Origin of the sequence: Sphingosinicella microcystinivorans (genome assembly GCF_027941835.1) — a bacterium.
Classification (GTDB): Bacteria; Pseudomonadota; Alphaproteobacteria; order Sphingomonadales; family Sphingomonadaceae; genus Sphingosinicella.
On record NZ_CP116005.1, the window covers coordinates 3,769,925 to 3,795,545 of the forward strand.

The window sequence follows — 25,621 nt, forward strand, 5'->3', positions numbered from 1 at the left end:
CGCGCGACATTGACGGGTGCGTCCCTCGACTTCGTTCGGGATGAAGGGCCTTTATACCCTGTAAATACGTGCATCATCCCGAGCGAAGTCGAGGGACGCACATCGGGAAGCGGCCGCGATCAGGCGTGGATGGGCTTGCCCTCCACGGCCATCGCGGCTTCCTTGAGCGCTTCGGAATGTGTCGGATGCGCGTGGCAGGTGAGCGCGATGTCCTCGCTCGAGGCCCCGAACTCCATCGCCTGCGCCGCCTGCGCGATCATCGTGCCCGCAAGGCTGCCGACGATGTGGACGCCGAGCACGCGGTCTGTGGCCGCGTCGGCGATCACCTTCACGAAGCCGTCGGTGTCGCGGTTGGTCTTGGCGCGGCTGTTGGCGAGGAACGGGAACTTGCCGACCTTGACCTCGATGCCCGCGGCCTTCAGCTCGTCCTCGGTCTTGCCCACGCTCGCCGCCTCCGGCATCGTGTAGACGACCGCCGGGATCACGTCGTGGTTCACGTAGCCGACGCGGCCAGCGAGGAAATCCGCCACCGCGACGCCCTCGTCCTCCGCCTTGTGCGCAAGCATCGGCCCCGGCGTCACGTCGCCGATCGCGTAAATGCCCTCCACGCCGGTCTCGAACCGGTGGCCGACCTCGATCTGGCCGCGCGCGTTGAGCTGAACGCCCGCCTTGTCGAGATCGAGGCCCTCGGTGTTCGGGCGGCGGCCGATGGACACGAGCACCGCGTCCGCCTCCAGCGTTTCGGCCGCGCCGCCCGCTGCGGGCTCCACCGTCACCGCGGCCTTGCCCTTGGCGACCTTGACGCCCGTGACCTTGGTGGCGGTGCGGAATTCCATGCCCTGCTTCTTGAGCAGGCGCGCCATCTCCTTGCGGACGTCGCCGTCCATGCCGGGGAGGATCTGGTCGAGATACTCGACGACCGTGACCTTGGCGCCGAGGCGCATCCAGACCGAGCCCAGCTCAAGGCCGATGACGCCGCCGCCGATGACGACGAGGTGCTTCGGCACCTTCGGCAGCGACAGCGCGCCTGTGGAGTCGATGACGACCTTCTGGTCGATCTCGACGCCCGGCAGCGGCGTGACCGACGAGCCCGTGGCGATGACGATCGACTTCGCCGTGTAGACCTCGCCGCCCACGTCGATGCTGGCCTTGCCGGTGAAGCGCGCGCGGCCCTTCAGCCACGTCACCTTGTTCTTCTTGAACAGGAAGGCGATGCCGTCCGTCAGCCCCTTCACCGCCGCGAGCTTCTCGTCCAGCATCGCCTTCAGGTTCAGCTTCACGCCCGCGGTCTCGACACCGAACTTCGCGAGGCTGCCGTCCGCCGCGTGGGCGTAAAGCTCGGAGGCGTGCAGGAGCGCCTTCGAGGGGATGCAGCCGACGTTGAGGCAGGTGCCGCCGAGCGTCTCGCGGCTTTCGACGCAGGCCACCTTGAGCCCGTTCTGCGCGGCCCGAATGGCGGCGACATAGCCGCCGGGGCCCGCGCCGATCACGATCACGTCGAACTGTTCAGCCATCTTCAATCTTGTCCGTCTATGTGGGAGGGAATCTTCGCCGACCGGTCTTATCCCAGCGGCGGAGGCTTGAGAAGCAAGGAACCGGGCCAGACTCTTGACTCGTATCGAATTCATGCAGCGCGCGCCGACGCAAGGTGCCGCGAGCCAGGTGAACCTGTTCGCGGCGCCGCTGCTCGTCTTCCGCTGGGAGGAAGCCGAGTACTGGCGCGACGAGATCTGCGCCGTCGTCGGCAACCGCTCCGACCGGAAACGGATGCGCGCGCGGAGCGACCTCCCCGCATGGCCCGACCGCGCGACACGGATGCTGACGGCGTGGGCGGCGGCGTGCGCCTCGCAGGCGACGGCGGCATGGCGGCAGTCCGAAGCGCAGCCCGCGCCGAAACAATGGCGGATGGAGGGGCACGCGATCCTCACGACGCGTTTCCAGCCGCAGGCGCTCACCGACCACGCCGCCGAGGGCTGGAACTGGTCAGGGCGCTATTTCGCAATGGCGGCCGAAGGCGACGCCATCGTCTTCGAGGACATCGGCGGCGGCATCCAGACCGACAACGTGGCGCGGCGCAGCTTCCGCTACGCGCCTTCCGAGGGCGAGCTGCTGCTGTGGCCCTCGTGGCTCTCGTACCGCACCGAAATGCACGACGACGAGCAGCGGCGCCTCGCCGTCGCCTTCAACTTCCACAGCTCATGGCTCGAACGCCCGAGACTCGCCGCGCCGCGCACGGGCTTCCTCGGCGGCGCCGAAAAGGCGCGCCCGGGCGTGGACGTCAACGTGGACGAAGACCTTTAGAGGTCGAGCACCAGCCGGGTCGGGTCTTCCAGCGCTTCCTTGACGCGGACGAGGAATGTCACCGCCTCGCGGCCGTCGATCAGGCGGTGATCGTAGCTGAGCGCGAGGTACATCATCGGGCGCACGACGATCTGGCCGTCCCGCACCACGGGGCGCTCCTCGATGCGGTGCATTCCGAGCACGCCCGACTGCGGCGGGTTGAGGATCGGCGTCGACAGCAGCGAGCCGAATACGCCGCCGTTCGAGATGGTGAAGGTGCCGCCCTGCAATTCCTCGATCTTGAGCTGTCCGTCGCGCGCGCGGCGGCCGAAATCGCCGATCGCCTTCTCGGTTTCCGCGAAGGAGAGCGTGTCGGCATTGCGCAGGATCGGCACGACGAGGCCGCCCGGCGAGCTGACCGCGACGCCGATGTCGGCGTAGTTGCGGTAGACGATTTCGTCGCCCTCGATGGCGGCGTTGACGGACGGCACGTCCTTCAGCGCAAGGCAGCAGGCCTTGGTGAAGAAGCTCATGAAGCCGAGGCGGACGCCGTGCTTCTTCTCGAACAGGTCCTTGTAGCGGTCGCGCGCCTCCATCACCGCCGTCATGTCGACGTCGTTGAAGGTGGTGAGCATCGCGGCGGTGTTCTGCGCTTCCTTGAGGCGGCGGGCGATGGTCTGGCGCAGGCGCGTCATGCGCACGCGCTCCTCCTGACGCCCGGCGGCGGCCGGAGCCGCCGCGGCGGGCGCCGGGGCCGTGGCAGCGCCGCGCACGTCGGCCTTGGTGAGACGCCCGTCCTTGCCCGTGCCCTGCACGTTCGCCGGATCGACGCCGGTTTCCGCAAGCGCGACGGTGACGGCGGGTGACTGCTTGGACTCCGCTGGTGCCGCCGCCTTGGCCGGCGCAGCAGCTTTCGGAGCCGCGGCCTTCGCAGGCGCCGCAGCGGCGCCGCCGGCTTCGAGACGCGCGATGACGGCGCCGACGTTCACCGTGTCGCCCACGGCGGCGAGCTGTTCGGAGAGGACGCCCGCGGCGGGCGCCGGAACCTCGACCGCGACCTTGTCGGTCTCGAGGCTGACGATCGGCTCATCCGCCTTCACGGCATCGCCCGGCTTCTTCAGCCATTCGCCGACGGTGGCCTCGGTGATCGATTCACCGAGCGCGGGGATAACGACGTCGATAGCCATGATCTCTCCTCAACCTTCGCTGTCGTGGCCGAGCGCCTGCGCCACGAGCTTTTTCTGTTCGGCGGCATGACGCTTGGCAAGGCCCGTCGCGGTTGCCGCGGCCACCTTGCGGCCCGCGTAGACGGGACGGATGTCGATCCCGGCCTCGGCCAGCGCCTTTTCGAGATAGTAGCGGACGAAGTGCCAGCTTCCGGCGTTCTTTGGCTCCTCCTGCGCCCAGACGACCTCTTTCAGGGTCTTCATGCGTTTGAGGCGCGCGACGAGCGCTTCGCGCGGGAACGGGTAGAGCTGCTCGATGCGGACGATGCTGGTGGTCTTGTCGCCCGCCGCGTCGCGCGCTTCGGCGAGATCGTAGAACACCTTGCCCGAGCAGAGCACGAGCCGCTTCACCTTGTCGTCCGCCGGCGGGTTCGTGTCCGACTTGATCCGCATGAAGTGGGAATCGCCGATGAACTCGTCGATCGTCGAGACCGCCGACTTGTGCCGGAGCAGGGACTTCGGCGTCATGATGATGAGCGGCTTCCGGAACGGGCGCAGCATCTGGCGGCGCAGCACGTGGTAGTAGTTCGCAGGCGTCGTGATGTTGCAGACCTGCATGTTGTCTTCGGCGCAGAGCTGGAGGTAGCGCTCGAGGCGCGCCGACGAGTGCTCCGGTCCCTGCCCTTCGTAGCCGTGCGGCAGCAGCATGACGAGGCCGTTCGCCCGCAGCCACTTGATCTCTCCGCTCGCGATGAACTGGTCGATGATGACCTGCGCGCCGTTCGCGAAGTCGCCGAACTGGGCTTCCCACAGCACGAGCGTCTTGGGGTCGGTGAGCGCGTAGCCGTATTCGAAGCCGAGCACGCCGAACTCGCTGAGCGGCAGATCGTAGACCTTGAAATAGGCGTTCGCCTGCTGGCTCTGCTGGAGCGGAACGAACTTGGCGCCCGTCTTCTGGTCGACCCAGACCGCGTGGCGCTGGCTGAACGTGCCGCGCCCGGAATCCTGCCCCGAGAGACGCACGCCGTAGCCGTCCTGAAGCAGCGTGCCGAACGCGAGCGCTTCGGCGGTCGCCCAGTCGATGCCCTCGCCGCCCGTGATCGCCTCGCCGCGCGCTGCGACGACGCGTTTCAGCGTCGGGTGGATGGAAAAGCCGTTCGGAACGGTCGTCAGCAGCTTCGCGACCTCGTCGATGCGGGTGCGCGGTACGCCGGTCTCCGCCGCGCGGCGCGCCGATTCAGGATCGGCCGGACGGCCGAGGCCTTCCCAGCGCCCCTCGAACCAGTCCGCCTTGTTGGGCCGGTAGGACGGCGCCGCCTCGAAATCCTTGTCGAGCCGGTCGACATAGGTCTTCGTCGCCGCGTCGACCCACGCCGTGTCGACGACCCCTTCCTCGATCAGCCGCGCGCCGTAGACCTCGCTGACCTTCGGCTTGCCCTTGATGACCTTGTACATCAGCGGCTGCGTGAAGCTCGGCTCGTCGCCCTCGTTGTGGCCGAAGCGGCGGTAGCACCACATGTCGATCACGACATCGCGATTGAACTTCTGGCGGAACTCGGTGGCGACCTTGGTGGCGAAGGTGACGGCTTCGGGATCGTCGCCGTTCACGTGGAAGATCGGCGCCTGCACGGTGCGCGCCACGTCCGACGGATAGGGCGAGGAGCGCGCGAACTGCGGGCTCGTGGTGAAGCCGATCTGGTTGTTGATGATGAAGTGGATCGTGCCGCCGGTGTTGTAGCCGTCCAGCCCCGAGAAGCCGAGGCATTCGGCGACGATGCCCTGCCCCGCGAACGCGGCGTCGCCGTGCAGCAGCAGCGGCAGCACCTCGTCGCGCTCCATGTCGCCGCGCAGGGTCTGCGCCGCGCGCACCTTGCCGAGCACCACGGGGTTCACCGCTTCGAGGTGCGAGGGGTTCGGGGTCAGCGACAGGTGGACGGTGTTGCCGTCGAAGTCGCGGTCCGTCGAGGTGCCGAGGTGATATTTCACGTCGCCCGAGCCGCCGACATCGTCGGGGTTCGAGGAGCCGCCCGCGAATTCGTGGAAGATCGCCTGGAACGGCTTCTGCATGACGTTCGCGAGCACGTTGAGACGCCCGCGGTGCGCCATGCCGATGACGATTTCCTTCACGCCGCCCGCGCCCGCGTACTTGATGACGCTTTCGAGTGCAGGCGCCATCGCCTCGCCGCCGTCGAGGCCGAAGCGCTTGGTGCCGACGTATTTGCGGCCGAGGAAGCTTTCGAACTGTTCGGCTTCGATGATCTTGTTGAGGATCGCTTTCTTGCCTTCGTTCGTGAAGTGAATCTCGGCGTCGCGGCCCTCGATGCGCTCCTGAAGGAAACGGCGCTCATCGAGATCGTTGATGTGCATGTACTCGATGCCGACATGCCCGCAGTAGTTGCGCTTCAGGATTGCAACGACGCTTTCGACGGTGGCCTCCTCGAGGCCGAGCACGCCGCCGAGATACACGGTGCGCCCGAGATCGGCGCCGGAGAAACCGTGATATTCCGGCGTCAGCTCCTCCGGGAACGGGCGATCGGCAAGGCCGAGCGGATCGAGCTGCGCCGCGAGGTGGCCGCGCACGCGGTAGGTGCGGATCAGCGTCATGGCGCGGATCGCGTCGTCGGCCGCCTGCCGGACGGCTTCCGCCGACGGGGCCGGCGCGGCGCCCGTCTTCGCGGGCGCCTTCGGCTCCGGCGTCATCTGCATCGGGTCGAGCGCCGCCGTCAGGTCGTCTGTCGCGGCGACAGGCCAGTTCTTCCGCTGCCACGAGGGGCCGGACGCGACCTGCTCCAACCCCGCGAAGTGGCGCTGCCATTCCGGATCGACGGAAGCCGGATCGGCCGAATATCGGCGATAAAGCGATTCAACGAACGAGGCGCTGACGCCTTCGAGAGCGGAGGGAGGCTGGCCTTCGAAACCCATGGTTCCTGTCATTCCTGGCATACGGAGGGTCCTGCGCGCCTCCCTACGCAGGACCATCCTAAAAAGCACCTAAAAACTTGACAATTCCGCGATGCTTACGCGCCGAGCACCTTGGCGAGCGTGGTGCCGAGTTCGGACGGGCTCGGCGAGACGACGATACCCGCCGCCTCCATCGCCCTGATCTTGTCCTCGGCGCCGCCCTTGCCGCCCGAAACGATGGCGCCGGCGTGGCCCATCGTGCGGCCCTTGGGAGCAGTGCGGCCCGCGATGAAGCCCACCATCGGCTTCTTGATCGGGTGCGATTTCAGGAACTCGGCCGCGTCTTCCTCGGCCGAGCCGCCGATCTCGCCGATCATGATGATGGACTTGGTGTCGGGGTCGTTCAGGAACAGGTCCAGCACGTCGATGAAGTTGGTGCCGTTCACCGGATCGCCGCCGATGCCGACCGCGCTCGTCTGGCCGAGGCCGACCGCCGTCGTCTGGTGCACCGCTTCATAGGTGAGCGTGCCGGAGCGCGAGACGACGCCGACCGAGCCCTTCTTGAAGATGGAGCCCGGCATGATGCCGATCTTGCACTCGTCCGGCGTCAGCACGCCGGGGCAGTTCGGACCGATCAGCCGCGACTTCGAGCCCGAGAGCGCGCGCTTCACAGGCACCATGTCGAGCACCGGGATGCCTTCGGTGATGCAGATGATGAGCGGCACTTCCGCCTCGATCGCCTCGAGGATCGAGTCCGCCGCGAACGCCGGCGGCACGTAGACGACGCTGGCGTCCGCCTTCGTCGCGTCCATCGCCTCGCGCATCGTGCCGAACACGGGGAGGCCGAGATGCTCCTGCCCGCCCTTGCCCGGCACCACGCCGCCGACCATCTTGGTGCCGTAGGCGATGGCGGCCTCGGTGTGGAACGTCGCCGTCGCGCCGGTGAGGCCCTGACACAGAACCTTGGTGTTCTTGTTGATGAGAATGCTCATGGGGTCAGGCCGCCTTCTTCACTTGCGCCACGATCTTCTTGGCGGCGTCGCCGAGGTTGTCCGCCGAAACGATCGGCAGGCCGCTGTCGCCGAGGATCTGCTTGCCGAGCTCGACATTCGTGCCTTCAAGGCGAACGACGAGCGGAACCGACAGGTTCACCTCGCGCGCCGCCGCGACGATGCCTTCCGCGATGATGTCGCAGCGCATGATGCCGCCGAAGATGTTGACGAGGATGCCCTCCACCGCCGGATCGTTGAGGATGATCTTGAACGCCGCCGTCACCTTCTCCTTGGTGGCGCCGCCGCCGACGTCGAGGAAGTTGGCGGGCTCGGCGCCGTTCAGCTTGATGATGTCCATCGTCGCCATGGCGAGGCCCGCGCCGTTCACCATGCAGCCGATGTTGCCGTCGAGCTTCACGTAGGCGAGGTCGTACTTCGAGGCCTCGATCTCCATCGCGTCCTCTTCCGTGAGGTCGCGCAGTTCGAGGATGTCCGGGTGGCGGAACAGCGCGTTGCCGTCGAAGCCCATCTTGGCGTCGAGCACGAGCAGCTTGCCGTCCGTCGTCTCGACGAGCGGGTTGATCTCGAGCAGCGAGGCGTCGGTCGCCTTGAACGCCGTGTAGAGCTGCTGCGCGAGCTTCGCCGCCTGCTTGGCGAGATCGCCCTCCAGCTTCAGCGCCGCCGCGACGCCGCGGCCGTGGTGCGGCATGAAGCCCGAGGCCGGGTCGATGCGGATGGTGTGGATCTTCTCGGGCGTGTGCTCGGCCACCTCCTCGATGTCCATGCCGCCTTCGGTGGAGACCACGAAGGCGACGCGGCCGACAGCGCGGTCCACGAGCAGCGAGAGGTAGTATTCCTTGGCGATCGGCGCGCCCGCCTCGATGTAGAGGCGGTTCACCTGCTTGCCCGCTTCGCCCGTCTGGTGCGTCACCAGCACGCGGCCCAGCATCTCGGCGGCGTTCGTCTTCACCTCTTCGACCGACTTCACGACGCGCACGCCGCCCTTGGCGTCCGCGCCGAGACCGTTGAAACGGCCCTTGCCGCGCCCGCCCGCGTGGATCTGCGACTTCACGACATAGACGGGTCCGGGAAGCTGCTTCGCCGCCGCTTCGGCCTCGTCGGCCGTGAAAGCCGGGAAACCCGCGGAAATCGGCGCGCCGAACTTGGCCAGCAGTTGCTTGGCCTGATACTCGTGGATGTTCATGTGCGCTCCTTACTTCAGCGAGCCATCGAGGTTGCGGCAGGCGTCCATCAATTCCTTCACCGCGTTCACCGACTTGTCGAAGTTGGCCTTCGCCTCGGCGTTCAGCTCGATCTCGACGATCTTCTCGACGCCGTTCGCGCCGATGATGATCGGCACGCCGACGTACAGGTCCTTGACGCCGTACTCGCCCGAGAGGAACGCCGCGCACGGGAGGAGCCGCCGCTTGTCCTTGAGGTAGGAGTCGGCCATCGCGATCGCCGAGGACGCGGGGGCGTAGTAGGCCGAACCGTTGCCGAGCAGGCCGACGATCTCGCCGCCGCCCGAACGGGTGCGGGCCACGATCGCGTCGATCTTCTCCTGCGTGGACCAGCCCATCTTGATGAGGTCCGGCACCGGGATGCCCGCGACGGTCGAATATTCGACCACCGGCACCATCGTGTCGCCGTGGCCGCCGAGCACGAAGGCGGTGACGTCCTCGACCGAGACGTTGAATTCTTCTGCGAGGAAGTGGCGGAAGCGCGCCGAATCGAGCACGCCCGCCATGCCGACGACCTTGTTCGCCGGGAGGCCCGAGAACTCGCGCAGCGCCCAGACCATCGCATCGAGCGGATTGGTGATGCAGATCACGAAGGCGTTCGGCGCGTGCGCCTTGATGCCCTCGCCCACCGCCTTCATCACCTTGAGATTGATGCCGAGCAGGTCGTCGCGGCTCATGCCGGGCTTGCGCGGCACGCCGGCGGTGACGATGCAGACGTCCGCGCCCGCGATGTCGGCATAGTCGCTGGTGCCCTTGAGGCGCGCGTCGAAGCCCTCGACCGGGGCGGACTGCGCGAGATCGAGCGCCTTGCCCTTCGGCATACCCTCCGCGATATCGAACAGGACGACATCGCCCAGTTCCTTCATTCCGACGAGATGTGCGAGCGTGCCGCCGATCATCCCGGCGCCGATCAGAGCAATTTTATTGCGTGCCATGGGTCTCTCTCACTGAGGGCGATGCGTGAAACGCCAGCCGGACGACCGGCGAAAACGCGATCCCGATAGCCCCTGATTCGCGCGGCTGCAACCGTCCGTAAAAATCTCCACGGTGCAATTTCCGGATCACAGTGTGCGATGCAGCAAATGACCGGGCCCGTCAGGCCGTGCGAACGCCGTGGCCTTCCGCCATGTAGTCCGCCGACTGCATCTCCATCAGGCGCGAGACGGTGCGCTCGAACTCGAAGGCGTAGTCGCCTGCCGGGTAAAGCTCGGCGGGCGGGGCGTCCGCCGCCATCAGCAACTTGACGCGATACTCGTACAAGGCGTCGATCAGCGCCACGAAGCGCGTCGCCTCGTTGCGCTTCTCCGGCTCCATCTTCGGCACGCCGACGATGATGACCGTGTGATAGCGCTGCGCAACGGCGAGGTAGTCCGCCGCGCCCCGCGCCTCCCCGCACAGCCGCCTGAACGAGAAGACGGCGACGCCCTTCAGCGACTTGGGCACGAACAGCGTGCGCCCGCCGCCCACCTCGATCGTCTCGGCCGGCACGTGCGCGCGGTCCTCGGGCGGGTAGTCGGTGAGGCGGAAAAAGGCCTCGGAGAGCGCGGCGGTCGCCTCCGCGCCGTTCGGCACGTAGTAGGTCGGCATCCCGGCCAGCCGATCCAGACGATAGTCGGTCGGGCCGTTGAGGCCGACGACGTCCAGCTCGCGCTCGATGAGGTCGATGAAGGGCACGAACAGCTCGCGGCTGAGGCCGTTCTTGTAGAGGTCGCGCGGCGGCCGGTTCGAGGTCGCGACCACGGTGACGCCGCGCTCGAGGATCGCCGTGAACAGCCGCGACAGGATCATGGCGTCGGCGACGTTCGTCACCTGAAGCTCGTCGAAGGCGAGCAGGCGCACGCCCTTCGCGATGTCGTCGGCAACGCGCAGGATCGGGTCGTCGACGTTCTGCTCGCGCCATGTGTGCAATGCGGCATGGACCTCCAGCATGAAGGCGTGGAAATGCACGCGGCGCTTCGGAATGGCGGGCGCGGCCTCGTAGAAGAGGTCCATCAGCATCGACTTGCCGCGCCCGACCGCGCCCCACATGTAGACGCCGCGCGGCGGCACGGCCTCCGCCTTGCCGAACAGACGGGAGAGCAGCCCGCCCTTTGGCCTGCCTGCGCGAAGCTCCGCTTCCAACCGCCCGAGCCGCTGGGCCGCCGCGGCCTGATCCGGGTCGGCCTTCAGTTCGTTCGCCGCAATGAGCGCGCGGTACGCCTCGACGACGCTCAACGCGGCGTCACTTTCCTCAGCACGCCGGAAAACGAGGCGATCGGGCCGTCCTGCGTCACGAGACCGCGCAGGAAGAGAAGCTTGCCGGTCTCCCGCGTGATCTCGCCCGTCGCGTATATATCCTCGCCCGGCACGCCCGCGCCGAGGAACTCCGTGTTGCAGGTCAGCGTGACCGCGCGGTGCGCCGTGAGCGCGGGAGCGGCGATCGCGAACAGCGCCATGTCGATGAACGACATCACGTAGCCGCCGTGAAGACGCCCCTGGTTGTTACGGTGCCTGGCTTCGGTCGGCGAGCGGCACTCGACGCTGCCGTCCGCGCGATCCCGGAAATAGACTGGCCCGACGAGGCACTGGAACCCGTCCTCGTCCATTTCACGCCAGCGGCGCCATCCCTTCAGCGGCCCGTCCGCAATCTCTATGGTGGGCATTGCGCGGCGGTCAGGCCTTTCGCGGCCGCGTCGGCCGGGTGAGCTTGCGTTCCACCGCCGTCACCAGCCGCGAGAACTCGGCGGTTTCCGGGGCCTCGGGCGCGATCTCGGCGATCGGCAGGCAGTAGACCGCCATGTCCTCGACCTTGCTCGAATAGGGAATCGCGTGAACGTCGGGGCAAGCCTCCAGCGTCTCGCGGTGCAGCGCGCGGCGCTTGTCCACCATCGTGAACACCGGGATCACCGGCGGCTGACCCTTGTGGCGCTGCGCCAGATGCGCGGCAAGCTGCTCGTTGGTGCGGGCGGAGAGCGGCGACATCGTCATCGGCTCGACGATGAGGTCCGCCGCCCGGAAGATCTGGTCGGCAAGGAGGCCGAAGCCCGGCGGGCAATCGAGCACGACACGGTCGTACTCGTCCGCGACCGCCGCGAGCCGCTTCGCCAGCAGCTTCGCCCGCTGCGATTCGACGAGCTGGACATCGAGCTTGCGCAGCGATTCGTCCGCCGCGAGCACGTCGAGGCCCGGCCACTTGCTGGGAACGATATAGGCCTCGATGTCGCCGCCGCCGCTTCCGGAGAACAGCTTGCGGGCCTTCCTGCCGGGTTCCACCTGCAACAGGTCGGACGCGGCGCCCTGCGCGTCGAGGTCCCACAGCAGCGTGCGCCGCTTGGCCTGCGTTGCAAGGAGATGCGCGAGATTGACAGCCACGGACGTCTTGCCGACGCCGCCCTTGAGGCTGAAGACTGCGATGACTTTCATGCCGCTCCGCCGTTGACGTCCTGTTTTTCCATGCCACTCATGTGGCATTTATAAGCCACGTAGCCAACAGGGGAATCGCCGCCCATGACACTGCAACCCAGCTTGGACCGCCGCAGCCTTCTCGGTGGAATCGCCGCTTTCGGCGGTCTTGCGCTGCTTCCGGCCTGCGCCGCGACGCCGGGAACCGCTGCACCCGCTGCCGCGCCCGCGCACAACTGGACGGCGCTGAAGGCGCTTGCCGAGCGCTACGTGGCGGAGCGCAAGGTGGCAGGCATGATCATCGGGGTCGGCAACGGCGACGCGCCTGCGTTCTATACGCACGCAGGAACACTCGGCCTGCAACGCGAGACGCCGGTCGACGCGAAGAGCATCTGGCGTATCTATTCGATGACGAAGCCGGTGACGGGCGTGCTCGCCGCACAGATGATCAGCGAGGGCGCGCTCGGCCTCGATCAGCCGATCGCCGACATCCTCCCCGCCTTCAAGGCCATGAAGGTCGCGATCGACCCGGCGAACAGCCTTGAGGCGCGCGCCGCGAGCGGGCCGATCACGGTCCGCCACCTGCTGACGCATACGGCCGGGTTCACTTACCACTTCATGCCGAACGCCGTCGGCAAGGCCTATCGCCGCTTCGGCCTGATGCCCGGGATGCGAACGGTCGGGCGCGAGCCGGGCGACGGCAGATCGCCGAGCAGCCTGCAAGCCTTCGCGAGCGCCGTCGCCGAACTGCCGCTTGTCGCCGATCCGGGAACGACCTGGCACTACAGCATCGCGCTCGACGTGCTCGGCGCCGTCATCGAAAAGGTGGCTGGCAAGTCGTTCGAGGCCGTCTTGCAGGAACGCCTGCTGACGCCGCTCGCCATGCACGACACCGGGTTCGCCGTGCCCGCCGCGTCGATGGACCGGCTCGCTACCAACTATCTGCTACAAAGCAACAATCTGGTGCCGATCGACGCGCCGCCCAAGACCGAATACGCCGTTCCGGCAAGCTTTCCGGCGGGCGGCGGCGGTCTCGCCTCCACCGCGGACGACTACATGCGCTTCATGCGCATGGTCGCGAACGGCGGCCGCCATGCCGGCGCGCAGATCATCTCGCCCGAAGCGGCGAAGCTCGCCGTTTCGAACCTGCTCCCCGCGGGCGTCTTCTATGAAGGCAATCAGGGCTACGGCGCGGGCGGGCGCGTGGTGATCGCGCCGGGGCAGGGCCTCATCCCCGGCAGCTACGGCTGGGGTGGCGCGGCGGGCACGCTCGCCTCGGTGCTCCCGGCGCAGAGGCTCAGCGTCGTGCTGATGACGCAGTACATGCCGCAGCAGGCCTACCCGCTTCCCGAGGAACTCGGGAAGGCGCTTGCAGCCGACCTTGGCGTCTAGGGAGGCGTCTACCGCGCCCGCGCCTGCGGATAGGTGCCGAGCATCCGCACCCACTTGGTATGGTAGCGAAGCTCGTCGAGCGCGCGTTCGACGTTCGGGTCGTCGGGCCGCCCCTCGATGTCCACGTAGAACTCAGCGGCCTGGAACTGGCCGTCCCGCATGTAGCTTTCGAGCTTGGTGAGGTTGACGCCGTTGGTGGCGAAGCCGCCGAGCGCCTTGTAGAGCGCGGCGGGAACCGAGCGCACCTCGAACAGCAGCGAGGTCATGGCGGGCACCCCCGCTTCCGGCATCATCGGCTCGCGCGCCAGCGCGACGAAACGCGTGGTGTTGTGCGCCGCGTCCTCGATGCCCTCGGCAAGCGGCGTGAGGCCGTAGAGCTGCCCGGCGAGCTGCGAGGCCACCGCGGCGACCGTCCTGTCGCCGTCGTCAGCGACCTTCGCGGCGGACGCGGCGGTGTCGAACGAGGCGACCGGGCTGATGCCCCATTCGCGAAGGCGCTTCCGGCACTGGCCGAGCGCCTGCGGGTGGCTGATCGCGACTTTCACGTCCGAAAGCGCCGCGCCCGGCACCGCGAGCAGCGAATGGCGGACGCGCACGAAATGCTCGGCGACGATCCAGAGGCCCGACTCCGGCAGCAGGAAGTGGATGTCGGCGACGCGCCCGTGCAGCGAGTTCTCGATCGGGATGATGGCGCGCCCGGCGCGCCCCTCGCGCACCGCGTCGATGGCGTCGGCGAACGAAAGGCACGGCAGCGTCGGCGCACCGGCCGCCATCTCGCGCGCGGCCTGATGCGAATAGGCGCCGGGCGCGCCCTGAAAGGCGACGACGGTTTCCGGCGACTTTTCAGCGGCTTGCGCAAGCTCTTCAACGAGCCTCGCGGCGGATTCGGGATAGTTCTGCATCGCCGCGCTCTTTGCGGCGCGCAGGCTTCCCGCGTCAAGCGCAGCCTGCGGCGATCTGGTGCTTGGCAAGCCCGACTCCTGAAACTATGTTCCGCGCGATTTTGAATCGGGGGGCCTCAGAGAAAGGCCCCGCTCTTCGGAGGGCGCAGTGGACAGTTACGAATGGAACAAGATTATCGGCTGGGTGCTGGCAGCCGCGATCGCGGTGCTCGGCCTGTCGATCCTGACCGGTTTCGTCTATTCGCCCGGCCATTCCGAAACGAAGGGCTACATCGTCGAGGGCGTCGAGGTCGAGGCTGACGCCGGCGGCGCCGGCGCCGAGGCCGCGCAGCCGATCGCCGCGTTCCTTGCCACCGCCAATCCGGCGAAGGGCGAAGCGCAGTTCAAGAAGTGCGCTGCCTGCCACACGATCACCAAGGGCGGCGCCACCGGTCAGGGCCCGAACCTCTACGGCATCCTCGGCGCCAAGGTCGCGCATATCGCGAGCTTCGCCTACTCCGACGCCGTGAAGGGCCACGGCGGCAACTGGGGCTGGGACGAGCTCAGCCACTGGATCGAATCGCCCCGCAAGTACATCCCGGGCAACAAGATGAGCTTCGCGGGCATCTCGAAGCCGCAGGACCGCGCCGACCTGCTCGCCTACCTCAATTCGCAGAGCGACAGCCCGCTGCCGCTGCCGGCCGTCCCGGCGGTTGCCGAGGCGCCCGCTGCCGAGGCCCCGGCCGACGCCGCCGCATCGGACGCCGCACCGGCAGCCGGTGAACAGGCCGCCGCCCCGGCGGAAGCGCCTGCGGAAGCGGCTACCCACTAAATCCGCTTGAAGGCCGGGCGCTGGCCATAGGTGAGCCAGCGCCACAGCCATTCGAGCGGCCCCATCCGGAACCGCCCGAGCCACCATCTGCAAAGCGCGGTCAGGACGACCGCGATGCCGAGCGCGATCAGCCAGCTCTCCGCGATCGAGATCCTGCCGTGCAGGCCGAGCGCGAAGCCCGGGAACAGCAGCCACTGCGCGATCAGCGTCTCGCCGACATAGGTTGAGAGCGCCATGCGCCCGGGCGCCGCGAAGATCCCGAGCACGCACCGTCCGCGCACGGTCCGGAGGGTCGCCAGCACCAGCCCCACGTGCGCCAGCGTCGTCGCGAGACGCCCGATCTGGTAAGTCACCTCCGAAACCGGGATCGGCACCATGAAACCCGCCGCGACAAGCTGCTCGCTCTCGATGAAATTGATCGGTACGCCGACCGCATAGCCCGCCAGCGCGATCCGCAGATAGACATCGCGCGGCAGCCCGCCGCCGAGGAAACCGGCCTTGAACAGCCCGGCGCCCAGCAGCATCATCGCCAGCGCGTCGAGCGACCACCAGCTGAGGCCCTTGATGCCGTTCCATTCATTGGCGATCGCCATCTTGTAGGCGAGGTTGTCGGCAAGGCTTCCCTGCCGCGCCGCCCGCGAGCGCGCGTCGGCTTCTAGGTCGGGCTGCACGGCGGCGAGATAATCCTGCCACGCGGCGACGCGCTCGTCCTCCTCGCCCGCACCCGCAGCGATCGCGGCCTCCGCGTGCTCGCGCGTGTTCATGCCCTCGACGACTGCGGCGGCGCCGATCGCGACCATGACCGCGATGCCGCCGAGGCCGAGGCCGATGAGCGCCCGCGCCGGAAGCTCGCGGAAGGGAAACAGGAACAGCCCGGCGATCCCGTAGATGAGCAGGATGTCGCCCGGCCACATCAGCAGATAGCCGTGGATGAGCCCGAACAGGATGAGCGCGGCCATGCGGCGGTAGTAGATCGAAAGCGCGGACCGGCCGTCGCGCGGACGCGAAGCGAGGATCACGAAGCCCGCGCCGAACAGCAGCGAGAGCAGGCCGCGCATCGTGCCTTCGACGAAGAGTTGCTGCGTCCACCAGACGATGTGGTCGGCGAGGCCCCAGCCGGCGATACGCGGGTCGGATTCGACGCCGGGGACACTGCCCATGCCCCGGATGTTGAGCAGCATGATGCCCAGAATGGCGATGCCGCGCAGGACATCCAGCGCCTCGATGCGTGCCGCGCTGTCCCGCGCCTCGCCCATCGCCCTCCTCGGTCCGGGCGATCTCGTCTATCGCCGCCCTAGCAGGGGCCACCCATAGCAGAAATCTCGTAGAATCCCGTCACGATTTGCCATGCTTCCTCGGCCGTTTCCACGAAGTGGAACAGCGAGAGGTCGTCGCGCGAGATCGTGCCTTCCTCAGCGAGCGCCTCGAAGTTGACGATCCGCTGCCAGAATTCGCGCCCGAACAGCAGCACCGGGAACGGCTTCACCTTGCGCGTCTGGATGAGCGTGAGCGTCTCGAACAGCTCGTCGAGTGTACCGAAGCCGCCGGGGAACGCCGCCACCGCCTTGGCGCGCATCAGGAAGTGCATCTTCCTCAGCGCGAAATAGTGGAACTGGAACGAAAGCGCCGGGGTCACGTACCGGTTCGGCAGTTGCTCGTGCTCCAGCACGATGTTGAGCGCGACCGATTCGCCGCCCGCGTCGTGCGCGCCCTTGTTCGCCGCCTCCATGATCGACGGCCCGCCGCCCGAGCAGATCACGAAATGGCGCTCGCCGTCCTCGCGCGGCAGCGACGAGACGAGATACGCGAGCTTGTAGGCCTCGGTATAGTATTTCGCCTTGGCGCGAAGCCGCTCGGCGACCTTCTTTTCCCAGCCCGTGCGTGCCGCGGCAACGAGCGCGTCGGCCGTTTCGGGAGACGGGATGCGCGCCGAACCGTAGAGCACGAAGGTCGAAGCGATTCCGTGCTCTTTCAGCAGCATTTCGGGCTTTAGCAGCTCAAGCTGGAAGCGGACGGGGCGCAGCTCCTCGCGCAGCAGGAAGTCCTTGTCCTGGAACGCCAGCCGGTAGCTCGGATGCTCGGTTTGCGGGATCGGCGTCGATTTCTCGGCGACCGCTGCGTCTTCCTCCGCCGAGGGGAAGGTGCGGTGCGTCACTTTGGTCTTGTCGTCCATGCGCGCGTCTCTAGCGTCCAAAACGGCCCGCGTCAGCGGCAATATGGACCGCGGCCCATATCGAGATGCAGGTGGTCCTGGTGGTAGGCGTCGGCGTCCGGACCGATGACGATGTTGAACCGCGCACAGCCCGCGCGGTGCGCGGCGCGCAGGAAGGATTGCTCGTCGCCCGGCCCGCGCCAGCCGGATTTCACCGCCACGGTGCGGCCGTTTGCAAGCGTGAAGCTCGCGATGTCGACCGCGTTCGCGCGCGCGTGCTCGGAAAGCCGCGCGCCGGGCTGGCTGTTGCGCGTGCGGCAGGCATAGGTGCCGTAGCTCTGGATACGCACGACATCGGCGCCGAAATGGTCGCGCGCCGCCGGGCGGACGCCCTCGTGCACCCAGCGGTAGAGCGATTCCGCGACCGGGCACGACACCGCCTTCAGCCCCGCGACCGGCACGCCGATGTCGAGCAGCAGCACGGCGTTCTCGTAGCCGCACTGGCCTTCGACATGCGGATCGAGCCTGCGGTACTTGAGGCCCTGGATACGGTCCAGCCGCGCGAAGCACGCCGCCGCGTTCTCCGGCTGCTGCGAGACCGGCTGCCGCCCGGAAACCGGCGGAGGCCCGCCCGAACAGGCCGCGACGGCAAGCAGCGACAAGGCGGAAAGAACGCGGCCCCACATGCGTTTCCTTTTAGCGCCCCGCCCACGCCCCGCAACCGCGCTTGGCCGTGCACGGTCGGCCTCGCTCCGTCGCATTTGACGATGACGTTAACCTTGCCTCAATCCGCATGGGGAAACGTCGGAGGCAACGGCTCCTGAGAGAGCGAAGGAAGAGTCGCGGGGTGTTCGGGTAGCGTATGAAACAGGCGTTCTTTCCGCGGGCAGAAACCGTGCTCGACGGCATCTATGTGGACCTCGTGCGCAGCCTCTACGCTGCGTTCATCCCTTCGGTGATCATGAGCGTCGGCTTCGTGGCCGGCGGCGTCCTGATGGTCCGGGAGACCGGCGACATGGCGCTCGCCCTCATCGTGGCCGCGGGAACGCTCGCGAGCCTGATCCGCCTCGCCGTGGCGTTCGGCGGCCGCGAGGAAGCGCTCGATCCCGGCCTCGGCGTCGAGCGCGCGCAGCGCCTCGAGCACCGCTTCGCCGCCACCTATCTCGCCTTCGCGGTCTGTCTCGGCGCGTTCGGCGCACGCGTCTTCGCGCTGCCTGCAACCGGTGTGCACCTGTTCACTGTCACGCTGCTCGTCGGCTACGGCGCCGGGGTTTCCGCCGGGATCGCGCTCAGGCCGCGCCTCGCCGTGTCCAGCATGGTCATCGGCATCGTGCCGGGTATCGTCGCTGCTTTCGCGGTGCCGCAGCAGATCTACTGGGCGACCGCGGCCATGATGGTGGCGCTGCTGGCGGGCGGCATCCGCAGCCTGCTCGACCGCTACCGCTTCACGGTGAGGGAGATCAGCAGGCGCATCACCTTCGGCAATCTGGCGCGCACCGACGGGCTCACCGACCTTCCGAACCGCCTTGCCCTGCGCGAATGGTTCGAGGAGCACGTGACGCTCAACCCGCGCGCCGGGCTCGTCGCGGTGCACTGCCTCGATCTCGACGGGTTCAAGGCGGTCAACGACCAGTTCGGGCATCCCGTGGGCGACGCGCTGCTCGCGGCGGTCGGCAAGCGGCTCTCCTACATCATCCGCGACACCGACATGGCGGCGCGGCTCGGCGGCGACGAGTTCGCCGTCGTCCAGTGCGGCATGAAGCACCCCGAAGAGGCCGCCGTGCTCGCGCGCCGCATCGAAGCGGCGATCCGTCAACCGTTCCGGCTCGGCGGGGAGGTCGCAAGAATCTCCACCTGCATCGGCTACGCCGTTTCCGACGACCGCGCCGAGGATCTCGAACCGCTCATCAGCCGCGCAGACGAAGCGCTCTACATCGCCAAGCGCCGCGGCGGCGGCATTGTCGCGCAGGTCGGGGACGAACCCGGGGAAATCGCTGCCGCCGCCTAACGGAAGCGCAGGTCCTCGCGCGACAGGTCCGCGAGCGTGCGCGCGCCCATCAGCTTCATGTCGCGTTCGATCTCGTCGCGCAGCTTGCCGAGGATACGCTCCACCCCCGGCTGCCCCGCCGCCGCGAGCGCATAGAGGTAGAGCCGCCCGCCCGAAACCGCCCGCGCGCCGAGCGACAGCGCCTTCAGCACGTGCGTGCCGCGCCGCACCCCGCCGTCGAGGATCACCTCCAGCCGGTCGCCCACGGCGTCGACGATCTCGGCGAGCTGGTCGAACGGCGCGCGTGAGCCGTCGAGCTGCCGTCCGCCGTGGCTCGAGATCATGATGGCGCTTGCCCCGATGTCGATCGCCCGCCGCGCGCACTCCACGGACATCACGCCTTTCAGGCAGAACGGCCCGCCCCACTCGGCGCGGATCGCCTCGGCCGCCTTCCAGTCCATCGTCTGGTCGAGCAGCGAGGTGAAATACTCGCTCACCGTCACGGCCGTGTTGCTGCCCTGCTTGATGTGGTCCTTGAGGTTCGAAAGCTCGAAGCGCTCGCGCAGCAGGTAGTTCAATGTCCACGACGGATGCGTCGCGAAGCTGAGCAGGCTCGACGGCGTCAGCTTCGGCGGAGAGGTGAAGCCGGTGCGGAAATCGCGTTCCCGGTTGCCGCCGACGATCGTGTCCACCGTCAGCGCCAGCGCATCGAACCCGGCGGCCTTCGCCGCCTGGATCATGTCGCGGTTGAGGCCCTTGTCCTTGTGGTAATAGAACTGGAACAGCTTCGGCGTGGAGATCGTCCGCCCGATCTCCGCGAGGCTGACGGTCGCAAGGCTGGAAATCCCGAAGAACGTCCCGAACTTTTCGGCCGCCCGCCCCACCGCGCGCTCGCCGTCGTGATGGAACAGGCGTTGCAGCGCCGTCGGCGACAGGAACAGCGGCATCTCGATGCGCTTGCCGAACAGCGTCGTGGACATGTCCACCGTCTCCACGCCCGCGAGCACGCGCGGCACGAGGTCGCAGTCTGCGAACGCCGCCGTATTGCGCGCCAGCGTCACCTCGTCGTCGGCTGCGCCGTCGATGTAGTGGAAGATCGGGGACGGCAGGCGCTTCTGCGCGAGTGCGCGGAAATCGGCGACGTTGTGACAATCGCTGAGACGCATGACGGACTTCCCCCTTGTTGCGTGTCCGCCTGTAACATCCGGTCGCCTTGCCACAAAATGGCCATTTGACTCTTGCCCGCGCATCTCTATGAGCGGCGGCGGGCCACGCCGTCCCAACGCGGCGCGCGCTCTCTGTAAGGAGAGAACATGACTGACGTTACGAAGCCGGGCATCCTGCCCGCACGCCCCCAGTTTTCTTCCGGCCCCTGCGCCAAGCGCCCCGGCTGGGACCCCGCGAAATTCAACCTCGACGTGCTCGGCCGCTCGCATCGCGCCAAGCTCGGCAAGGCGCGCCTCAAGCTCGCCATCGACCTCACCCGCAAGGTGCTGGGCGTGCCGGACGACTACCGTATCGGGATCGTCCCCGCCTCGGACACCGGCGCCGTCGAGATGGCGATGTGGTCGATGCTGGGTGCCCGTCCCGTCACCACGATCGCGTGGGAGAGCTTCGGTGAAGGTTGGGTCACGGATGCCGCCAAGCAGCTGAAGCTGAACCCCACGGTGCTGAAGGCGCCCTACGGCGAGCTTCCCGATCTCGAGACGGTCGACTTCACGAACGACGTGATCTTCACGTGGAACGGCACCACCTCGGGCGTCCGCGTCCCGAACGGCGACTGGATTCCGGAAGGCCGCGAAGGCCTCACCTTCGCCGACGCGACTTCCGGCGCCTTCGCGCAGGACCTGCCGTGGGCGAAGCTCGATGTCACCACCTTCTCGTGGCAGAAGGTGCTGGGCGGCGAAGGCGGGCACGGCGTGCTCATCCTCTCCCCGCGCGCGGTCGAGCGGCTGGAGACCTACACGCCCGCATGGCCGCTGCCGAAGATCTTCCGCATGACGAAAGGCGGCAAGCTGATCGAAGGCATCTTCGTGGGCGAGACGATCAACACGCCGTCGATGCTCTGCGTCGAGGACTATATCGACGCGCTCGAATGGGCGGACGGGCTCGGCGGCTGGAAGGCCCTCGCCGCCCGCGCCGATGCCAACGCCGCCGCGCTCGACGCGTGGGTGCAGAAGACGCCGTGGATCGAGAACCTCGCCGTCGATCCGGCGACGCGCTCGAACACCAGCGTCTGCCTCAGGATCACGGACCCGCGCGCCGACGCGGAAACGCCGAAGAAGATCGCCTCGCTCCTCGAAAAGGAGAACGCGGCGCTCGACATCAACGGCTACCGCGACGCCCCTGCGGGCCTGCGCATCTGGTGCGGCGCCACCGTCGAGACCGCCGACATAGAAGCGCTGACACCGTGGCTCGACTGGGCCTTCGCCGAAGTCATCTCCAACTGAAACCGTCACTCCGGCTTGAGGCCGGGGTCCATCCGACACCGTGAATGGATACCGGCCTCAAGCCGGTATGACGACGAGGAAAGCTACATCCCATGCCCAAGGTCCTGATTTCCGATAAAATGTCCCCGAAGGCCGCCGCGATCTTCAAGGAGCGCGGCGTCGAGTTCGACGAGAAGCCCGGCCTCACCAAGGACGAGCTGAAGGCCATCATCGGTGAGTATGACGGCCTCGCCATCCGTTCGGCCACCAAGGTCACTGCCGACATCCTCGAAGCCGCGACGAACCTGAAGGTCGTCGGCCGGGCCGGCATCGGCGTCGACAACGTCGACATCCCCGCCGCGTCCGCCAAGGGCGTCGTCGTGATGAACACGCCGTTCGGCAACTCGATCACCACGGCAGAGCACGCCATCGCCCTGATGTTCGCGCTTGCCCGCCAGCTTCCGGAGGCGGACGCCTCCACGCAGGCCGGCAAGTGGGAAAAGAACCGCTTCATGGGCGTCGAGGTGACGGGCAAGACGCTCGGCCTCATCGGCGCGGGCAACATCGGCTCGATCGTCGCCGAGCGCGCGCTCGGGCTCAGGATGAAGGTCGTCGCCTACGATCCGTTCCTCACCCCCGAGCGCGCCGAGGACATCGGCATCGAGAAGGTGGAGCTGGACCAGCTCCTCGCCCGCGCGGACTTCATCACGCTGCACACGCCGCTCACCGATTCGACGCGCAACATCCTCAGCCGCGAGAACCTGCTGAAGACGAAGAAGGGCGTGCGGATCATCAACTGCGCGCGCGGCGGCCTCATCGACGAGGCGGCGCTCAAGGAGCTGCTCGATTCGGGCCACATCGCAGGCGCGGCGCTCGACGTGTTCGTCACCGAGCCGGCTCACGAAAGCCCGCTGTTCGGCACCCCCGGCTTCATCTCGACGCCGCACCTCGGCGCCTCCACAGACGAGGCGCAGGTCAACGTCGCGATTCAGGTCGCCGAGCAGATCTCGGACTTCCTGCTCTCGGGCGCCGTCACCAACGCGCTCAACGTGCCCTCGCTCTCCGCCGAGGAAGCGCCGCGTGTGCGCCCCTATATCGAGCTTGCCGAAAAGCTCGGCCTGCTCGCGGGTCAGCTCGCCAAGGGCGCGATCAGCCACGTCACCGTCGAGGTCGAAGGCGCCGCCGCCGAGCTCAACATCAAGCCGATCACCAGCGCCGTGATCACCGGCCTGATGCGGCCGATCTCGGACACGGTGAACATGGTTAACGCTGTTCACATCGCCCGCGAGCGCGACATCGGCATCGCGGAAGTCCGCCACGAGCGCGAGACCGACTACCACACGCTGCTGCGCGTGACGGTGAAGACGGAGGACGGCGAGCGTTCGGTTGCGGGCACGCTGTTCGGCATGAAGCACCCGCGCCTCGTCGAGCTGTTCGGCATCAAGGTCGAGGCCGACCTCGACGGCTCGATGCTGTTCATCGCCAACGAGGACAAGCCCGGCTTCATCGGCAAGGTCGGCACCGCGCTCGGCGAGGCCAGGGTGAACATCGGCACCTTCCACCTCGGCCGCCGCGGCCAGGGCGGCGAGGCGATCCTGCTGCTGTCCGTGGACGGCGACATCTCCGACCCGCTGCTCTGGTCGATCTGCAAGCTCGACGGCGTCAAGGATGTGAAGGCGCTCCGCTTTTAAGTTCATCGGTGTGCGCGGCCTGAACCTTGTTTCGGGCCGCGCTCGCCGCTAGAGCCGGGCCATCATGACCGATCCGATCTCCAAGGGCCTGCTTCCCGAAGGCTTCCGCGATCGCCTGCCGCCGCAGGCCGAAGCGGCGGCGGACCTGCTGCGCACGCTGCTGGACCGCGTTTCGGCGCATGGCTACGAGCGCGTCTCGCCGCCGCTCGTCGAGTTCGAGGACAGCCTCGTCACGCGCCTGTCCTCGGCGCGGCCGCAGGACCTGCTGCGCTTTGTCGACCCGTTGTCGCAGCGCACGCTGGCGCTGAGGCCGGACATCACCGCGCAGGTCGGCCGCATCGCCGCGACGCGCATGGCGCATATCGCCCGGCCCCTGCGGCTCGCCTACGGCGGCCCCGTGCTCCGCGTGCGCCCGGCGCAGGTCGGGCCGCAGCGCGAGGCGATGCAGATGGGCGCCGAGCTCATCGGCTCCGACCACGTCGACGCCGTCGCCGAGCTTCTCGGCATCGCGCTCGAAGCGCTCGCCGCGGCGGGCCTCACCGACATGTCGGTGGACCTCACCCTCCCCGATCTCGTCGGCACGCTCGCCGCCGGGCCGTGGCCGGTCGCCGCAACGCTCGCCGACGTGCAGACGGCGCTCGACGGCAAGGACGGCGCTGCGCTTCAGGCGCTCGGTGCCGGGCGGTACGGCGCGCTGATCGAGGCGGCAGGCCCGGCGGAAGCCGCGCTCGCGCGTCTCAAGGCGCTCGACGCCGCGGGTGCGCTCGACACGCGCATCACGGGGCTTGAACGGCTGGTCGCCACGGCATCGCCGCACGCCGCCGTCACCATCGACCCGACCGAGCGCCACGGCTTCGAGTATCAGACGTGGATCGGCTTTTCCGTGTTCGCGGCGGGCGTGCGCGGCGAGGTCGGCCGCGGCGGCACCTATCTCGTCCGCCATCCGGGCGGCGGCGAGGAGGCGGCGGTCGGCTTCTCGCTGTACGTGGACGGCCTCGTCGATGCGGGCCTCGGCGCCCTGCGCCGCCGCCGCCTGTTCGTGCCGATCGGCACCGATGCGGCCCTTGCGGCGCAACTGAGAACCGAGGGCTGGACCACGGTCGCCGCGCTCACGGACGCAGACACGCCGACGCGTCTGCGCTGCGACTACGCGCTTGAAGGCGGCGAACTCGTCAAGCTTTAAAGCGCCGTCTTCAGGAACGCATCCACCTCCGCCGTCGCCGCGTCTCCGGCCATGCCGAGATTCTGGTTGAGTTCGCTGTGGCTGCTGTCCGGCACGCCCACCGCGCGCGCCTTCGCGCCCGCCTTTTCCAGCGCCTGCACGAGCGCCCGCGACTGGCCGAGCGAGGCGTCGCGACCCTCGACATAGAGCGCCAGCCATGATGCCGCGTTCGGTACGGCGGCATGGCTCATCGGTGACAGCGCGGCCTGCCGCTTCGGGTCGTCCCCGAACGCCGGGCCGTAGAGCTTCTGCACCACCGGCCCGCCTGACTTCATGTGCGCCGCAACGTCGTAGCCCGCGCCGTCGAGCAGCACGACCGCCTTCACCGCACCCATCGGCACGTCCGCAGCCTTCAGGTACTGCGGATCGGTTGCCACCAGCGCGGCGAGGTGCGCCCCGGCGCTGTGGCCCATCAGCGCGATACGGTTCGGGTCGATACCGTATTCCTCCGCACGGAACCGCAGCATGTCGATCGCGGAAGCCACGTCCGCCGCCTGCTGCTCCACGGTCGCCTGTGGCACCAGACGGTAGTTGATCGAAGCGAAGGCATAGCCCGTGCCCGTGAAATGCCCCGGCTTGCGTCCCGAGGCCTGCCTTTTGTCGCCCATGCTCCACGCGCCGCCGTGGATGAACACGATGAGCGGCGCGGTGCCTGTCCCCCTCGCCCGGTAGAAGTCGATCGCCTGCCGCGCGTCGTTGCCGTAGCTCACCGTCACGGTCGGCATCGCCCCGGCACCGGGGCCGTTGCGCATCGCATCGAGCGCGCGCTTGCAGTCCTCGGAAACCCTGTCGCGATTCTCGACGATGCACTGGCGCACCTTGGGCTTGTCGGCTTTGTCGCTGCCGCACAGCGCCTCCATGTCGGCGCGGCAGGCCATCAGGCCGTCCATGCGCGGACGCTGCTGCGCCTCCGCCGTCATACCCGCCAGCGCCAACGCCAGCACGCCCGGAATCAGCTTCGCCCGCATCACATCTCCCAGCCTTCGTGTTCCTTATGCGTGATAGAACGAATAAGCTTCGTCTCCCACGCAAAAGCCGTGGACGCACCGGCCCTTCGACCCTAAGGGAATGCCC

The 25,621-nt window shown here is 68.0% G+C and carries 22 protein-coding genes; 7 read left to right on the forward strand and 15 right to left on the reverse strand.

The window, feature by feature from the left end:
* Nucleotides 1–119 precede the first annotated feature (119 nt).
* Nucleotides 120–1,514, reverse strand: coding sequence for a dihydrolipoyl dehydrogenase (lpdA, locus tag PE061_RS18190; RefSeq protein WP_271256625.1), 1,395 nt, complete (start codon nt 1,512–1,514; stop codon nt 120–122).
* Between the two features lie 94 nt (nt 1,515–1,608).
* Here lpdA and PE061_RS18195 point away from each other — a divergent pair, with 94 nt between their 5' ends.
* Nucleotides 1,609–2,301, forward strand: a complete 693-nt coding sequence (locus PE061_RS18195) for a putative 2OG-Fe(II) oxygenase (RefSeq protein WP_271256626.1) — start codon at nt 1,609–1,611, stop codon at nt 2,299–2,301.
* Here PE061_RS18195 and odhB read toward each other — a convergent pair.
* The 8 genes from odhB to PE061_RS18235 all read right to left on the reverse strand — a co-directional run bounded on the left by odhB (nt 2,298) and on the right by PE061_RS18235 (nt 11,982).
* Complete coding sequence (gene odhB / locus PE061_RS18200) at nt 2,298–3,467, reverse strand: 2-oxoglutarate dehydrogenase complex dihydrolipoyllysine-residue succinyltransferase (RefSeq protein ID WP_271256627.1); 1,170 nt, start codon at nt 3,465–3,467, stop codon at nt 2,298–2,300. The genes PE061_RS18195 and odhB overlap by 4 nt on opposite strands.
* Nucleotides 3,468–3,476: 9 nt before the next feature.
* Nucleotides 3,477–6,368, reverse strand: a complete 2,892-nt coding sequence (locus PE061_RS18205) for a 2-oxoglutarate dehydrogenase E1 component (RefSeq protein WP_271256628.1) — start codon at nt 6,366–6,368, stop codon at nt 3,477–3,479.
* A gap of 95 nt (nt 6,369–6,463) precedes the next feature.
* Complete coding sequence (gene sucD / locus PE061_RS18210; protein WP_271256629.1) at nt 6,464–7,339, reverse strand: succinate--CoA ligase subunit alpha; 876 nt, start codon at nt 7,337–7,339, stop codon at nt 6,464–6,466.
* A gap of 4 nt (nt 7,340–7,343) precedes the next feature.
* Complete coding sequence (gene sucC, locus PE061_RS18215) at nt 7,344–8,543, reverse strand: ADP-forming succinate--CoA ligase subunit beta (protein WP_271256630.1); 1,200 nt, start codon at nt 8,541–8,543, stop codon at nt 7,344–7,346.
* Between the two features lie 9 nt (nt 8,544–8,552).
* The gene (gene mdh / locus PE061_RS18220) at nt 8,553–9,515 is read right to left on the reverse strand and encodes a malate dehydrogenase (RefSeq protein ID WP_271256631.1); all 963 of its coding nucleotides are present in this window, start codon (nt 9,513–9,515) and stop codon (nt 8,553–8,555) included.
* Nucleotides 9,516–9,675: 160 nt separating this feature from the next.
* Nucleotides 9,676–10,794, reverse strand: a complete 1,119-nt coding sequence (zapE, locus tag PE061_RS18225) for a cell division protein ZapE (protein WP_271256632.1) — start codon at nt 10,792–10,794, stop codon at nt 9,676–9,678.
* Nucleotides 10,791–11,222 carry a PaaI family thioesterase gene (locus tag PE061_RS18230; RefSeq protein WP_271256633.1) on the reverse strand — a complete coding sequence of 144 codons (432 nt, stop codon included), beginning with the start codon at nt 11,220–11,222 and terminating at the stop codon, nt 10,791–10,793. The genes zapE and PE061_RS18230 overlap by 4 nt, the downstream gene beginning before the upstream one ends.
* Nucleotides 11,223–11,232: 10 nt before the next feature.
* Nucleotides 11,233–11,982, reverse strand: coding sequence for a ParA family protein (locus PE061_RS18235; protein ID WP_271256634.1), 750 nt, complete (start codon nt 11,980–11,982; stop codon nt 11,233–11,235).
* Nucleotides 11,983–12,066: 84 nt separating this feature from the next.
* On the opposite strand from PE061_RS18235, the gene PE061_RS18240 reads away from it, so the two are divergent.
* A complete protein-coding gene (locus PE061_RS18240; RefSeq protein ID WP_271256635.1) occupies nt 12,067–13,353 on the forward strand; it encodes a serine hydrolase domain-containing protein in 1,287 nt (428 codons plus the stop codon).
* An 8-nt stretch (nt 13,354–13,361) separates the two neighbouring features.
* On the opposite strand, the gene PE061_RS18245 is transcribed toward PE061_RS18240, so the two are convergent.
* Nucleotides 13,362–14,255 carry a prephenate dehydratase gene (locus tag PE061_RS18245; RefSeq protein ID WP_271259244.1) on the reverse strand — a complete coding sequence of 298 codons (894 nt, stop codon included), beginning with the start codon at nt 14,253–14,255 and terminating at the stop codon, nt 13,362–13,364.
* Between the two features lie 148 nt (nt 14,256–14,403).
* On the opposite strand from PE061_RS18245, the gene PE061_RS18250 reads away from it, so the two are divergent.
* Nucleotides 14,404–15,066, forward strand: coding sequence for a c-type cytochrome (locus PE061_RS18250; protein ID WP_271256636.1), 663 nt, complete (start codon nt 14,404–14,406; stop codon nt 15,064–15,066).
* On the opposite strand, the gene PE061_RS18255 is transcribed toward PE061_RS18250, so the two are convergent.
* The 3 genes from PE061_RS18255 to PE061_RS18265 are packed head-to-tail and all read right to left on the reverse strand — an operon-like array spanning nt 15,063 to nt 17,904.
* Nucleotides 15,063–16,322, reverse strand: coding sequence for a DUF418 domain-containing protein (locus PE061_RS18255; protein WP_271256637.1), 1,260 nt, complete (start codon nt 16,320–16,322; stop codon nt 15,063–15,065). The genes PE061_RS18250 and PE061_RS18255 overlap by 4 nt on opposite strands.
* 38 nt (nt 16,323–16,360) lie before the next feature.
* Nucleotides 16,361–17,239, reverse strand: coding sequence for an LOG family protein (locus PE061_RS18260; RefSeq protein ID WP_271256638.1), 879 nt, complete (start codon nt 17,237–17,239; stop codon nt 16,361–16,363).
* A 32-nt stretch (nt 17,240–17,271) separates the two neighbouring features.
* Nucleotides 17,272–17,904: an extensin family protein gene (locus tag PE061_RS18265; protein ID WP_271256639.1), complete on the reverse strand. Its 633-nt coding sequence runs from the start codon at nt 17,902–17,904 to the stop codon at nt 17,272–17,274.
* Nucleotides 17,905–18,080: 176 nt separating this feature from the next.
* Here PE061_RS18265 and PE061_RS18270 point away from each other — a divergent pair, with 176 nt between their 5' ends.
* On the forward strand, nt 18,081–19,226 hold the full coding sequence (locus tag PE061_RS18270) for a GGDEF domain-containing protein (protein WP_271256640.1): 1,146 nt from the start codon (nt 18,081–18,083) through the stop codon (nt 19,224–19,226).
* Here PE061_RS18270 and PE061_RS18275 read toward each other — a convergent pair.
* Nucleotides 19,223–20,371 carry an alpha-hydroxy acid oxidase gene (locus PE061_RS18275; RefSeq protein ID WP_271256641.1) on the reverse strand — a complete coding sequence of 383 codons (1,149 nt, stop codon included), beginning with the start codon at nt 20,369–20,371 and terminating at the stop codon, nt 19,223–19,225. The two genes, PE061_RS18270 and PE061_RS18275, sit on opposite strands and share 4 nt — an antisense overlap.
* Before the next feature lie 147 nt (nt 20,372–20,518).
* On the opposite strand from PE061_RS18275, the gene PE061_RS18280 reads away from it, so the two are divergent.
* The 3 genes from PE061_RS18280 (at nt 20,519) to PE061_RS18290 (ending at nt 24,508) form a co-directional block, all read left to right on the forward strand.
* Nucleotides 20,519–21,655 (forward strand): phosphoserine transaminase, encoded by a 1,137-nt coding sequence (locus PE061_RS18280; RefSeq protein ID WP_271256642.1) that lies wholly within the window; start codon nt 20,519–20,521, stop codon nt 21,653–21,655.
* A gap of 92 nt (nt 21,656–21,747) precedes the next feature.
* Nucleotides 21,748–23,325, forward strand: a complete 1,578-nt coding sequence (serA, locus tag PE061_RS18285; RefSeq protein ID WP_271256643.1) for a phosphoglycerate dehydrogenase — start codon at nt 21,748–21,750, stop codon at nt 23,323–23,325.
* A gap of 64 nt (nt 23,326–23,389) precedes the next feature.
* On the forward strand, nt 23,390–24,508 hold the full coding sequence (locus PE061_RS18290; RefSeq protein ID WP_271256644.1) for an ATP phosphoribosyltransferase regulatory subunit: 1,119 nt from the start codon (nt 23,390–23,392) through the stop codon (nt 24,506–24,508).
* Here PE061_RS18290 and PE061_RS18295 read toward each other — a convergent pair.
* On the reverse strand, nt 24,505–25,515 hold the full coding sequence (locus PE061_RS18295; RefSeq protein ID WP_271256645.1) for an alpha/beta hydrolase: 1,011 nt from the start codon (nt 25,513–25,515) through the stop codon (nt 24,505–24,507). The genes PE061_RS18290 and PE061_RS18295 overlap by 4 nt on opposite strands.
* Nucleotides 25,516–25,621: the final 106 nt, after the last annotated feature.